11 protein-coding genes are annotated in these 13,260 nt (G+C 65.1%); 6 read left to right on the forward strand and 5 right to left on the reverse strand.

The annotated features are described in order from the left end of the window. The first annotated feature begins 383 nt into the window (after positions 1-383). The 6 genes from tkt to Q0627_RS02030 all read left to right on the forward strand — a co-directional run bounded on the left by tkt (position 384) and on the right by Q0627_RS02030 (position 8,481). Positions 384-2,486: a transketolase gene (gene tkt / locus Q0627_RS02005; protein ID WP_298807455.1), complete on the forward strand. Its 2,103-nt coding sequence runs from the start codon at positions 384-386 to the stop codon at positions 2,484-2,486. Between the two features lie 25 nt (positions 2,487-2,511). Continuing rightward, positions 2,512-3,627 carry a transaldolase gene (tal, locus tag Q0627_RS02010; protein WP_298807457.1) on the forward strand — a complete coding sequence of 372 codons (1,116 nt, stop codon included), beginning with the start codon at positions 2,512-2,514 and terminating at the stop codon, positions 3,625-3,627. Positions 3,628-3,630: 3 nt separating this feature from the next. Further along, positions 3,631-5,190: a glucose-6-phosphate dehydrogenase gene (gene zwf, locus Q0627_RS02015; protein WP_291012553.1), complete on the forward strand. Its 1,560-nt coding sequence runs from the start codon at positions 3,631-3,633 to the stop codon at positions 5,188-5,190. Between the two features lie 10 nt (positions 5,191-5,200). Continuing rightward, entirely contained in the window at positions 5,201-6,136 is a 936-nt protein-coding gene (locus tag Q0627_RS02020) for a glucose-6-phosphate dehydrogenase assembly protein OpcA (protein WP_291012555.1), read from the forward strand. Further along, entirely contained in the window at positions 6,133-6,906 is a 774-nt protein-coding gene (gene pgl, locus Q0627_RS02025; RefSeq protein ID WP_291012557.1) for a 6-phosphogluconolactonase, read from the forward strand. Before Q0627_RS02020 ends, pgl begins: the two co-directional genes overlap by 4 nt. 231 nt (positions 6,907-7,137) lie before the next feature. Continuing rightward, on the forward strand, positions 7,138-8,481 hold the full coding sequence (locus tag Q0627_RS02030; protein WP_298807461.1) for a lipase family protein: 1,344 nt from the start codon (positions 7,138-7,140) through the stop codon (positions 8,479-8,481). An 84-nt stretch (positions 8,482-8,565) separates the two neighbouring features. Here the strand turns inward: Q0627_RS02030 and Q0627_RS02035 are convergent, their stop codons facing one another. From Q0627_RS02035 to Q0627_RS02055, 5 genes are all read right to left on the reverse strand, one after another. Further along, positions 8,566-9,444 carry a universal stress protein gene (locus tag Q0627_RS02035; RefSeq protein WP_298807463.1) on the reverse strand — a complete coding sequence of 293 codons (879 nt, stop codon included), beginning with the start codon at positions 9,442-9,444 and terminating at the stop codon, positions 8,566-8,568. Continuing rightward, positions 9,441-11,279, reverse strand: a complete 1,839-nt coding sequence (locus Q0627_RS02040; RefSeq protein ID WP_298807465.1) for an amino acid permease — start codon at positions 11,277-11,279, stop codon at positions 9,441-9,443. Before Q0627_RS02040 ends, Q0627_RS02035 begins: the two co-directional genes overlap by 4 nt. A 284-nt stretch (positions 11,280-11,563) precedes the next feature. Next, positions 11,564-11,860, reverse strand: a complete 297-nt coding sequence (locus Q0627_RS02045) for a YiaA/YiaB family inner membrane protein (protein ID WP_291012566.1) — start codon at positions 11,858-11,860, stop codon at positions 11,564-11,566. Positions 11,861-12,054: 194 nt separating this feature from the next. Continuing rightward, a complete protein-coding gene (locus Q0627_RS02050; RefSeq protein WP_291012569.1) occupies positions 12,055-12,474 on the reverse strand; it encodes a type II toxin-antitoxin system VapC family toxin in 420 nt (139 codons plus the stop codon). A 7-nt stretch (positions 12,475-12,481) separates the two neighbouring features. Next, positions 12,482-12,709, reverse strand: a complete 228-nt coding sequence (locus Q0627_RS02055) for a FitA-like ribbon-helix-helix domain-containing protein (protein WP_291012571.1) — start codon at positions 12,707-12,709, stop codon at positions 12,482-12,484. Between the last annotated feature and the right edge of the window lie 551 nt (positions 12,710-13,260).

Consider the following 13,260-nt stretch of genomic DNA (forward strand, 5'->3'; position numbering starts at 1 on the left):
CGGAGGACGATCCGCTCACATGTTCCCCAATCCTCACTGGCACTCCTCGTCTGCCGACGGACACCGATGTCGCGCCCGGCAACCACTCGGCTGACTACTACAGGGAATGGTAGACGGTTCGCCTTACGATCACGGAATCGCCTCGGTCACCGGCAACTCGAACCGCCGGGTTCTCCGGTCGATGTCCCATCCCGCTCTAGAGGAATTGGTCACATCGGCGGCGGAACCTGAGTCCTGTTGGTCCACGTGGCCGAACCCTCATACGACCAGACGTTTAGGCTGGACTGCAGTGACCATCACCCAGTGGTTCGTCGTAGTCGTATTTCGTAGCCGTTCTCGTCCAGTGCCGTCGCAGCCCCACTCACCACAGGAGACACCACATCGTGGCCAGCACCTCTAACAGTCCCGCCGTTATCACCGACGAGATCCGTGCGCTGACGGTCGCCGAGTACCCGGCCGACTGGACCGACGTCGACACCCGGGCCGTCGATACCGCCCGGCTGCTGGCCGCCGATGCGGTGCAGAAATGCGGCAGCGGGCACCCGGGCACCGCGATGAGCCTGGCCCCGCTGGCATACACGCTGTTCCAGCGCACGATGCGCCACGATCCCGCTGACCCGCAATGGGTGGGCCGGGATCGTTTCGTTCTGTCCTGCGGGCATTCGAGCCTGACCCTGTACGTCCAGCTGTACCTCGGCGGTTTCGGACTCGAACTGCCGGATCTGGAGGCACTGCGCACCTGGGATTCGCTGACCCCCGGTCATCCCGAATACCGGCACACCAAGGGCGTGGAGATCACCACCGGGCCACTGGGCCAGGGTCTGGCGTCGGCGGTGGGCATGAGCATGGCCTCGCGTTACGAGCGTGGTCTGTTCGATCCGCAGGCCCCCGCCGGGACCAGCCCGTTCGACCACTTCATCTACGTCATCGCCTCCGACGGCGACATCGAGGAGGGTGTCACCTCCGAGGCGAGTTCGCTGGCCGGTACCCAGCAACTCGGCAACCTCATCGTCTTCTACGACCAGAACCAGATCTCCATCGAGGACGACACCGACATCGCTCTGTCCGAGGATGTGGCCAAGCGGTACGAGGCCTATGGCTGGCACGTGCAGACCGTCGACGGCGGTGAGAACGTCGCCGGTATCGAGGCGGCCATCGAGGCGGCCAAGGCCGTCACCGACAAACCGTCGATCATCTGCCTGCGCACCGTGATCGCCTTCCCCGCCCCCACCAAGATGAACACCGGTGCCTCGCACGGATCGGCACTCGGCGCCGACGAGATCGCCGCCACCAAGACCATCCTCGGTTTCGATCCCGAGAAGTCGTTCGAGGTCTCCGACGAGGTCATCGGCCATACCCGCGGCCTGCTCGCCCGTGGCAGCGCGGCCAAGGCCGAATGGGCCACCGGTTTCGACGCGTGGGCCGCGGCCAACACCGAGGCCAAGTCGCTGTTCGACCGTCTGGAGGCCGGCACACTGCCCGACGGCTGGACCGACGCCCTCCCCTCCTGGGAGCCCGGCGACAAGGCCGTCGCCACCCGTTCGGCGTCCGGGAAGGTGCTCTCGGCTCTCGGTCCGGTGCTGCCGGAACTGTGGGGCGGCTCGGCCGACCTCGCCGGCTCCAACAACACCACCATCGACGGTGCCAAGTCGTTCGGCCCGGCGTCGATCTCGACGTCCACGTGGACCGCCGACCCGTACGGCCGCACCCTGCACTTCGGTATCCGCGAGCATGCGATGGGCTCGATCCTGTCCGGCATCGTCCTGCACGGACCGACCCGCGCCTACGGCGGCACCTTCCTGCAGTTCGCCGACTACATGCGGCCCGCCGTGCGTCTGGCGGCCCTGATGGAGATCGCTCCGATCTACGTGTGGACACATGACTCGATCGGTCTCGGCGAGGACGGTCCCACGCATCAGCCGGTCGAGCACCTGGCGGCGCTGCGGGCGATCCCGCATCTGGACGTCGTGCGTCCTGCCGACGCCAATGAGACCGCGTACGCGTGGGCGCACATCCTGACTCGCCACAACAATCCGGCCGGCCTTGCCCTGACCAGGCAGAACGTCGCCGTCCTGGAAGGCACGTCCGCCGAGGGCGTCGCCGCCGGCGGATACGTCCTGAGCGAAGCCGACGGTGACGCTGCCGTGGTGCTGATCGCCACCGGCTCCGAGGTCGAGATCGCTGTGGCCGCGCAGCAGACCCTCGCCGGCAAGGGCATCGCCGCCCGCGTCGTGTCGATGCCCAGCGTCGAATGGTTCGACGAGCAGACCCAGGAGTACCGGGATTCGGTGCTCCCCCCGGCCACCCCGCGCGTGGTGGTCGAAGCCGGTATCGCGATGCCGTGGTTCCGGTTCGTGCCGTTCGCCGACCAGATCGTCTCGCTCGAGCACTACGGCGCGTCGGCCGGGTCCACGGTGCTCTACGAGAAGTTCGGCATCACCGCCGAGGCCGTCGTGTCAGCCGCCGAACGCGCAATCGCCAAGTAATCACTCGAAACCAGGGAGAACCGTCGTGACCCAGAACGAGAAGCTCGCCGAACTGTCCGCCGCCGGGGTATCGGTGTGGCTCGATGACCTGTCCCGTGACCTGATCTCCTCGGGTGACCTCGCCGCCCTCGTCGACACCAAGTCGGTGACCGGGGTGACCACCAACCCGTCGATCTTCCAGGCCGCCCTGTCCGCGGGCACCAGCTACGACGCCCAGGTCGGCGAATTGGCCGCTCGCGGCGCCGATGTGGACGCCACCGTCCGCACCGTCACCACCGACGACGTCCGCAACGCCTGTGATGTCCTGGCCGGTGTGTACGAGGCCACCGACGGGGTTGACGGCCGGGTGTCCATCGAGGTGGACCCGCGGCTGGCGCACGACACCGACGCCACAGTCGCGCAGGCGATCGAACTGTGGAAGATCGTCGACCGGCCCAATCTGCTGATCAAGATCCCGGCGACCGTGGCCGGTCTGCCCGCGATCGCCAAGGTGATCGCCGAGGGCATCAGTGTGAACGTGACGCTGATCTTCTCCGTCGAGCGCTACCGCGGTGTCATGGACGCCTACCTCGACGGTCTGGAGGCCGCCGCCACCGCCGGTCACGATCTGTCGAAGATCCACTCGGTGGCCTCGTTCTTCGTCTCCCGCGTCGACACCGAGGTGGACAAGCGCCTGGCCGCCGTCGGTTCGGCCGAGGCCGGCGAGTTGCAGGGCAAGGCCGCCCTCGCCAACGCCCGGCTCGCCTACGCCGCGTATGAGGAGGTGTTCAGCGGCGACCGGTTCGACGCGCTGGTCGCCCGGGGCGGCCGGTCGCAGCGTCCGCTGTGGGCGTCGACCGGTGTCAAGAACCCCGACTACCCCGACACCCTGTACGTCAGCGAACTGGTCGCCCCCAACACCGTCAACACGATGCCGGGCAAGACGATGGACGCCTTCGCCGATCACGGCTGGGTCAACACGTCCTCGATCACCGGGCTCGGCGACGCCTCGCAGGAAATCTTCGACAAGATCGCCGCCCTGGGTATCGATTTCACCGACGTCTTCGAGGTGCTCGAGAGCGAGGGAGTAAGTAAGTTCGAAGACGCATGGAACGAGCTGCTCGATGCAACCGCCGAGCAGCTCGCCGCAGCGAAAGGCTGAACCTTGGTCACCTCCCGGAACGCGCAGCACAGTGCCACCACCGGCTGGACCAATCCGCTGCGCGATCCCCGGGACAAACGCCTTGCGCGGATCGCCGGTCCCTGCAGTCTGGTCATTTTCGGGGTCACCGGTGATCTTGCGCGTAAGAAGCTGATGCCCGCGGTGTACGACCTGGCCAACCGGGGGCTGTTGCCACCGTCGTTCGCGCTGGTCGGGTTCGCCCGGCGCGACTGGGATCACGACGCCTTCGCCAAGGTCGTGCACGACGCGGTCCGCGACCATGCCCGCACCGGTTTCCGGGAGGAGGTGTGGGAGCGCCTGAGCGAGGGGTTCCGGTTCGTACAGGGCTCATTCGACGACGACGCCGCGTTCGACCTCCTCAAGGACACCTTGCAGCGCCTGGATACCGAACGCGGCACCGACGGCAATCACGCGTTCTACCTGTCGATTCCGCCGAAGGCGTTTCCGACGGTGCTTGAGCAGATCAACCGGGTGGGTCTGGCACAGGACGGTGACGACTTCTGGCGTCGGGTGGTGATCGAGAAGCCGTTCGGCCATGACCTGCAATCGGCGAAGCAGCTCAACGCCATCGTCAATCGGGTGTTCCCCGAATCGTCGGTGTTCCGGATCGACCACTACCTCGGCAAAGAGACAGTGCAGAACATTCTGGCGCTGCGGTTCGCCAACCAGCTGTTCGATCCGTTGTGGAGCTCGCACTACATCGATCACGTGCAGATCACCATGGCCGAGGACATCGGTCTCGGCGGGCGCGCCGGATATTACGACGGTATCGGCGCGGCCCGCGATGTCATCCAGAATCATCTGCTCCAACTGATGGCGCTCGTGGCGATGGAGGAGCCGATCTCGTTCGAGCCCAAGCAATTACAGGCCGAGAAGATCAAAGTTCTGGCCGCCACCCGCAATATCGAGCCCCTGGCGGAGAATACGGCCCGCGGCCAGTACGGACCGGGCTGGCAGGGCAGCGAAAAGGTTCCCGGTCTCATCGATGAGGACGGCTTCGCCGCCGACTCGATCACCGAAACGTACGCGGCGATCGCCCTGGAGGTCGATTCCCGACGCTGGGCGGGTGTGCCGTTCTATCTTCGGACCGGAAAACGCCTGGGCCGCAGGGTCACCGAGATCGCACTGGTGTTCAAGCGAGCACCACATCTGCCGTTCGACAAGACGATGACCGAGGAGCTGAGCCAGAACGCTCTGGTGATCCGGGTGCAGCCGGACGAGGGCATCACCCTGCGGTTCGGCTCCAAGGTACCCGCATCGAGCATGGAGGTGCGCGATGTCAACATGGATTTCAGTTACGGCACCGCGTTCACCGAGGCGTCGCCGGAGGCGTACGAGCGCCTGATCCTCGACGTGCTGCTCGGCGAACCATCGCTCTTCCCGGTGAACGAGGAAGTCGAATTGTCGTGGCAGATCCTCGATCCCGTGCTCGAACACTGGGCCGCCGAGGGCAAACCCGACACATACGAGTCGGGTACCTGGGGGCCGGTGTCGGCCGAGCAGATGATGAGCCACACCGGCCGCAACTGGCGCCGGCCGTAAGGAGACAGCGATGATCGTCGATCTTCCGGACACGTCCACCGGCGTCGTCGCCAAGCGGATCGTTGAGGTACGTGAGTCCGGTGGCGCCATCAGCCTGGGCCGCGTGCTCACCCTGGTGGTGGTCGCCGAACACGACGAACCCACCGAGGGCGCGATCTCGGCGGCGATCGACGCCAGCCGCGAGCACCCGAGCCGCGTGATCGTGGTGTCGCGGGGCGACGAGAACGACGACACCCGGCTGGACGCACAGATCCGAGTCGGTGGTGACGCGGGTGCCTCCGAGGTGGTAGTTCTGGCGTTGCACGGCGAGCTGGCCGCCCACCCGCAATCGGTGGTGATTCCGTTCCTGCTGCCGGATACGCCTGTGGTCACCTGGTGGCCGGGCACCGCACCGTCGCATCCCGCCGCCGACCCGATGGGCATGCTCGGTACCCGCCGCCTCCTCGACGCGAGCAAGGATCCCCATCCCGACACGGTGCTCGCCCGGCGCCTGGCCAACTACTGCGCCGGTGATTCCGACATCACCTGGACTCAGATCACACCGTGGCGGGGCATCCTGGCCTCCGCCGTCGACCGGCCACCACACGAGGCGATCACCGCCGTCGACGTGTCCGGTCCGTCGAAGTCTCCGGCGATCGATCTGCTGGCAGGCTGGTTACGGGCGGCGCTGGGTGTGCCGACCCGCCGGAGTATCGGCAGTTTCGAGGTGCGGCTGCATCGTGCGGGCGGTCCGACGGTACTGGCCATCGACGAGAACAGCAATGCGGTGCTGACGGCGCCGGGCAAGCCGGACGGGCGGATCGCATTGATCCGCCGCAACCTGCCGATGTGTCTGGCCGAGGAACTGCGTAGGCTCGACGCCGACGACATCTACGCGCTGGCACTCGCCGGTGCCGCCGAGGTGGAGACTGTGGAAAGGGCTACAGTGGGAAGGATTTCGGAGTGATCGCATCGGAGAATCCGCACCTGCAACCGGTGACCGAGACCCTCGTCTTCGACGACAAGGCTGAACTCGTCTCCACCGCGGCGGCCCGGTTCGTGAAGGTGGTGACCGCCGCACAGCGTGAACGCGGCGTGGCGCACGTGGTGCTGACAGGTGGCAGCAACGGCATCGCAATTCTGGCCGCGCTCGCCGCCGACAGCGGTGATATCGACTGGGCGAACGTCGAACTGTACTGGGGTGATGACCGTTTCGTTCCCTCCGACGACCCGGAACGCAACGTCGGCCAGGCGCGCAACGCACTGCTGGCCCATGTCCCCGTCGACCCCGCCAAGGTCCATGAGATGGCTCCATCGGACGGTCCATTCGGCGACGACATTGAGGCCGCCGCCGAAGACTATGCCCGGACGTTGGCGACGCTGTCCGCCGACGGCGTCGCACCCGAATTCGATCTGCACCTGCTCGGCATGGGTGGCGAGGGCCACATCAATTCCCTGTTCCCCAACACCGAGGCCACCGCAGAATCGTCGGAAACTGTTGTGGCCGTTACAGACTCCCCCAAGCCACCGCCGCTCCGCATCACTCTGACATTGCCGGTGGTCAACCGCAGCCGCGCCGTGTGGTTCCTGGTCGCAGGTGCCGACAAGGCCGAGGCTGTCGCGGCAGCCCACGCGGGCGCCGACCCCACCGACTGGCCGTGCGCCGGCGCCCACGGCACCGCCGAAACCGTCTGGTTCCTCGACGACGCCGCGGCCTCCCATCTCCCGGCTGGGTGAATTCCCCCGAATCTCCCCGATCGGTCGGGACGCAGTTGTTAGCGCCCGCTTGTGACCCGAACTTCATTGCGAGCCATCCTCGCGTCGGCCGCGGTCTGCGCCGTGGCGGTATTGGGCGTGTCCGGCACGGCATCGGCAGCGCCGACGCGGTACGACAGAATCATCACGGCCGGATCCCGACAGCCCGGACATCTCTTGCCGCTGAAGCTACTGACCGGTAACATTCCTCCGGTGACGGAGAATCGTATTTTCACTCGGGGCGTTACTGGATTGTGCTATAGGCGGAGCGGCCGTGCGGCGCTGCTCGCGGCGTCGACGGCGATGGTTGCGGGGCTGGTGACGGCGGCGCCCGCCGGTGCGGCACCGGACAGCTTCTTCACCTACTCCGGTTCAGACCTGGCCTCGCTCAAGCCGGGACAGGTGGTCAAGTCGCGGGAGTTGACCATGCACGTGCAAGGCAACGCGATGCCGATCTCGGCGGTGCAGCTCACCTATCGCACGGTCGACGCGCAGAACCGGCCCGTCGTCAATGTCACCTCTGTTCTCAAACCGCCCGGCGGCGTCGACCCGAGCCGGGCGATCGCCTACCAGTCGTTCTACGATTCGCTCAATCCCGAGGACAGCCCGTCGCGGGCCATCGCGGGAACGGTCACCGAAGGCGGACAGGTCAATTCGGCCGAGGCCGGACTCATCGCTCCGATGCTGACCGCCGGCTACACGGTGATCGTCGCCGACATCGAAGGACAGAAGGCGAATTTCGCGGCGGGCCCCGAGTACGGCACCAACACTCTCGACTCGATCCGTGCGGCCACCCGCTCACCCCTGACCGGCCTCAAGCCGTCCACGAAGATCGGCCTGTTCGGGTACTCGGGCGGGGCGATCGGCACCAACTGGGCTGCGGCGCTCGCCCCGAACTACGCACCGGACGTCAATCGCCGGCTGGTCGGTGCGGCGTCGGGTGGACTGCTGGTCAACCCGATCCGCAATCTCACCTACATCAGCGGCAGCAAGACGTGGTCAGGCGTGGCCGCGATGGCGATCATCGGAATCGCCCGATCCTACGATGTCAACTTCTCGAAATACCTCAGTGAGTACGGGAAGAAGATCGTTGCCGAGATGCAGACCGCGCCGATCAACAACGTGATGGGTCACTACCCCGGCATGACGTGGAAGCAGCTGATGAAGCCGCAGTACGCCGACCCGATGACTGTCACGCCGTTCGTCGAGACCGTCGGCAAGATCAACCTCGGGAAGGCACCCACCCCCACCGTCCCGCTGTTCATAGGCCAGGCGGCCGCCGGAGAGCTCGAGGGCACGGTGGGCAACAAGCCACGGATTGGCAAAGGCGATGGCGTGATGATCGCCGGTGACGTGCGGGCACTGGCCCGCCAGTACTGTGCGCGAGGCAACCGCGCCATCAGCTACCAGCAGTACGACCAGCTCAGCCACACACCAGGCGCGGCCGCATTCCTGCCCGGAGCCTTCTCCTGGCTCAACGATCGGTTCATCGGCAAGCCCGCACCCAACGGTTGTGGTGCGATCGCCCCAGGCAACACACTCGACACCACGCCCTGACGCAACGACAGCCCCCGACAACAACAAACGTGCCGTCCGGCTGCTGCCGGACGGCACGTTTGTTGTCTGCGGCCTACTGCTGTGTCATGCCTTGGGCATCAACATCACCGGAACCGGGCTGTTGCGCAGGATGCGGTTGGCCGCCGCACCCGGAAACACCTGGGATACGATGCCCGCAGCTCCCGACCCCAGCGCCAGGATCTCCCCCGGTCGCCACGGCACGCTGTCCATGGCCGTCGACCAGTCCGGTCCGGTGCCCACGACAACCTCCACATCTGGCACGTCGATCCTGGTACGTACCTCCGCGAGTTCGGCGGTCACCGCCTTCTCGGTCTGTTCGACCCAGCGGTCGACCATCTCCTGCTCCGACTTGGGTGTCGCCGAAGCACCGAACGCCGCCATCGGCCGAACGGTGAACGACACCACCCGCAGTGGCAGCGACCACTTACGGGTCAGTACCGCAGCGGCCGGAATAAGTCCGCTTTCGTCGGCGGCCCCGCCGTATCCCGCGGTGACACGCGTGATACGGCCCGGATCCAGCTTGTAGCCGCGGGGGGCGATGGCGACCGGCAGCCGGGCGGGGGGGACGATCCGGGCGGCGACGCCGCCCAGCGCCAATCTGCCCATCAGGCCCGATGACGACGACCCGACCACCACTGCGTCAGCGTCGTGATCGGCGGCCACCTGCAGGAGACCGGTTGCCGTCGACGGACCCGGAGTCACGACCGCCGGCACCTGCGCTCCTCCCGGCATTCCGTCGAGGACCTTCCGCAACGCTGTCTCGGTACGTTCGGTGAGGTGTCCGATGAACTCCTTCTGGAACGGATCTCCGGCGCGGGCACCCGAGTCCTCCACCACTGCCACGGCCACGATGGAGTGTCCGGACGCCGCCGCCATCTGCACGGCCAGGTTCAGTGGCGCCTGCGATTGCCGGCTGGCCGAGAAGCCTACGACGATGGTCATACCAGCCCCGAAGCGACCGGCCGGGCGACGACATTGGTCACCGGGATCTGGAACTGCTCACGCGCCCGGTCGATCACGTCGAACCTCATCCATACCGATTCCTCCGCCGGCTTGGTGGAGATCACGATCTGATCGGGATTGAAGGACTCCACGCCCGCGGCAAGTGCTCGCAGCGGCCGATTCTCACCCAGTTCGCCGTCGGCGGTGAATCCGGCTTCCCGCAACGTGGTCAGCGTGACGTCGAGCCGCTCCTGCGCCGCCTTCAGGGTCGCCGGCCACACGTCGCGCGGCCCGTGAGTCGCGGCCGTCCCCGTCTCGACGGGGCTGGCCGGTACGACGACGTGGAAGACACACTTGTGGTCGGCGCCCATCCGGCTGAGCTCGTCGATCAGCACGTCGGAGTCGACGGTCTCGTTGGCGAGCACCAGCACTCGTTCCGGCGGTGCCTCTGCCTCGATAACCGGCGCGATGGGCCTGCTTGCGACGTAGAAGCGGTTGATGAAGAAGAGAATCACGACGACCACAAAGGACAGCAGACTCAGCAACAACTGCGAGCGACTGCCGGAATCGAATCCCATTTGCACGAGGATCGCGACGATCGCAAGCGCGGTCAGGATCGAGAGCACCGGGAAGCCCCACATCTTGACCTTGAGCTGTTCGGACCCGTTACGGCGCCGCAGCACGATTTGAGAGATCGCGATCAGCAGGTAGACGAACAGGATGATCGCACCGGACGATTTCAGCAGGAAGTCGAAGATCGACTTCTCGGCGACCGCGGCCGCGATGACGCACAGGAATCCGATCACCGAAGAGCTGAGGATTGCTGCGGCGGGAACGCCTCGTTTGGTCACCTCGACAAGCGAAGCGGGTGCTTCACGTCGGGCCGCGAGCACGAACAACATGCGAGATGCGGTGTACATGCCCGAATTCAGGCAGCTGAGCACCGCCGTGAGAACCACCGCGTTCATGATGTGTTCGGCGCCGGGTATCCCCATCTCCTCGAATGCCGCGACGAACGGAGACGCGCTGCCACCGTGCCCTTCACCGCCCATCTCCTTCCACGGAAGGATGGTGACCAGGAGGAAGGCCGAACCGACGAAGAACACCGCGATACGGACGATCACCGAGTTGGCGGCCTTCGCGACCGCATGCTCGGGGTCCTGCGATTCGGCGGCCGCGATGGTGGCGACCTCGGCGCCGACCATCGAGAAGATCACCGTCACCACGCCGACCGTCACCGCGCTGACGCCGTTGGGGAAGAATCCGCCGTGTGCGGTCAGATTGGAGAAATCGAGATCTTTGTCCGGCCACAGACCGACCACGTAGATCGAGCCGATCAGCAGGAAAGCAACGATCGCGGCGACCTTGATTCCCGCGAACCAGAATTCGAACTCACCGAACGAGGACACGGAGAACAGGTTTGTCGCCGTCATGGCCGTCAGCAACAGAAGTGCCAGGATCCACATCGGTATACCGTCGTACCAGAATTCGATGATCTTGGCGCCGGCAATTGCCTCGAAGCCGACCACAATCACCCAGAAATACCAATACAGCCAGCCGACCGAGAATCCTGCCCACTCGCCGAGAGACTGCCGTGCATAGTCTGCGAAAGAGCCGGTCGCCGGGTTGGCGACCGCCATCTCCGCCAGCATCCGCATGACCATGATGATCAGCAGACCTGCAAGGCCGTAGGTAATAAACGTACCTGGACCGGTCTTTTGGATGACAACGCCCGAACCCACGAAGAGGCCGGCACCGATGACACCACCGATCGCGATCATCGATAATTGACGTTGGCTCAGCGCCTTCGCCAATTCTGGAGATGCACCACTCATAGGACTCACCTCTGCTCTGCGGGCCGACCACTCCGGTCGGTTGGTGCCTCAGAAGTACCACAGTGTGATCCGCCTCGCAGGACAATACAAGAACAACATGAAGACGGGTTCATACAGCTCAATGGTGCGCAATCGGCGATACAGGAATCAGGTCAACAAATCGCATATCACGCTAGGAACCGCCGGATATAGTCAATCGCCATAACGTCCATATCTTGCTGACAGTATGGACAAACTGTCCGTTGAGATGCGAGGTGTCATCGTGGCGGGCAAGACGTCAGGGGTCAGGCGACACCCTTGAACGGGTCGTGTTCGGCGATCAGCTTTTCCACCCGGGCCTCGTCCAGACGGGAACGGATCGTCGTCTGCTCCTGCCTGTCACGTACCACCTTCGCAAGAGTGAACGTGCTTGACACCAGGAACAGCAGGGTTACGCCGAAGAAACCGCGCTGCCAGGAGTCGAGCGGAAGGTTCCAGACGCCGATGACCGACGCCGTCAAACTGACGGCGAACGCGATGACCGCCTGGATCTGGAACGCCGAGGTGGTCGCGGACTGGGGGATGTCGTTTCCGTGGGTCATACGTAGAACGCTAGGACGTTCGGGCAGGTCACAGCATGCGTAGCCCTACTCAATTCCCGGCGGGGCTGTCGACGCGACGGCGCACAGCGGTGCTGGACATCCTCAAGAAGGAGGGTGTGTGACGTGCGATCCGGGCGCACCGAGGGAATCGTCCTGGACGCGCTGTCAAGTCACGGGTTTGATCGGGACCGTCGTTACGAGATCTGGCTCCACGGGTTGAGACAGGCAACCCCGAGTGGTTCGAAGTGCCGGGTGTTGCGGGTTACGACGGTCATCTCGGAGGCTTGAACGACAGCAGCGATCAGTGCATCGTCGAGCGGAGCGTGCTCTGGGACTCGGTAGGTAGCCAGGATCCGAGCAGCGGGTAGGTCGAATGGCAGCACTCGGTCTGCGAACGCTGGCAGAACGTGGTCTTCGAACCACCGGCGCAGGATCTCGCCTTGGAGCGGGTCGGATCGCTCCTTGGCAACCACGCCGCGTTCGATCTCGGCCATCGTGGGTGCCGTCACGAACATGTCGGATACAGGCACTGCTGCGGCCCAGGCCTCTACCTGCGGATTACGTCCTCGGACTCGGAGCGCGGAGACCACATTGGTGTCCAATACGTACTGCATCAGCCGGTCACAGATCAGGGGTGCGAGCGGTCAGGCCGAGGCGCTCGGGCTCGAACTCAATGTCCGACCCTTCGTCGGTGCCGAGAAGGTCGACGAGGGTGACTGGCTCGCGTTCGAGAGCGTCGGAAAGGATCTCCCGTGCTTCGGCCTCAACGGACCGACGGTGCTGTTCGGCGCGCACCTTGAGCGCAGCCTTCGTTCCCGCCGGAAGGTTCCGAATCAGGATCTGCTCCATTGTGATCACCTCCGATATCACTGTCACGATATCACTTGGAGTGAACCCGTTCGCTAGTCACAGGCCGAGGTCGCGGTTGGTGGTGGTCGCCATCGCTCGGCTGGGCGGATGTAGTGGTTGAGGAGGGTCCGAGGTCCCGGTGTCATATTTGCGCGGCAATGCGGTCGATCTAGGCGCCGTTGACCGCAGCCGTGGTGGCGTGGTTGGTTCGGAGTGAGTGGCCGGAGACAGATATTCGTCGAAACCGGCGGCGTTTGCTCGTTCCTGGACGATCCTACTGATCGCACGGGAGCCGATCCGATCGCTCGTGGGATGGTTCCTCCAGAGGACACGGGTGAAACGCGCACCTGGTTCCGACATGCGGGCGTAGGTCTCGCGAGTGGACGCAGCGAGCTCTGCATCAACGGCAGCATTTACGCGTTCGACTTTGTGGAAGAGTGGTCAGATCCCTTTAACCTTTCAGGCCCGGGAAACCGTAATTTCCCGGGCCTGATTCGTAGCGGGGACAGGATTTGAACCTGCGACCTCTGGGTTATGAGCCCAGCGAGCTA

Origin of the sequence: uncultured Gordonia sp. (genome assembly GCF_937858515.1) — a bacterium.
GTDB lineage: Bacteria > Actinomycetota > Actinomycetes > Mycobacteriales > Mycobacteriaceae > Gordonia.

Excerpts from the sequence above, each read along its gene's own strand:
- Q0627_RS02020 (WP_291012555.1), top strand. The coding sequence starts at position 5,201 with ATGATCGTCGATCTTCCGGACACGTCCACCGGCGTCGTCGCCAAGCGG.
- Q0627_RS02040 (WP_298807465.1), bottom strand. The coding sequence starts at position 11,279 with ATGAGTGGTGCATCTCCAGAATTGGCGAAGGCGCTGAGCCAACGTCAA.
- Q0627_RS02050 (WP_291012569.1), bottom strand. The coding sequence starts at position 12,474 with ATGCAGTACGTATTGGACACCAATGTGGTCTCCGCGCTCCGAGTCCGA.
- Q0627_RS02055 (WP_291012571.1), bottom strand. The coding sequence starts at position 12,709 with ATGGAGCAGATCCTGATTCGGAACCTTCCGGCGGGAACGAAGGCTGCG.
- Q0627_RS02035 (WP_298807463.1), bottom strand. The coding sequence starts at position 9,444 with ATGACCATCGTCGTAGGCTTCTCGGCCAGCCGGCAATCGCAGGCGCCA.
- Q0627_RS02045 (WP_291012566.1), bottom strand. The coding sequence starts at position 11,860 with ATGACCCACGGAAACGACATCCCCCAGTCCGCGACCACCTCGGCGTTC.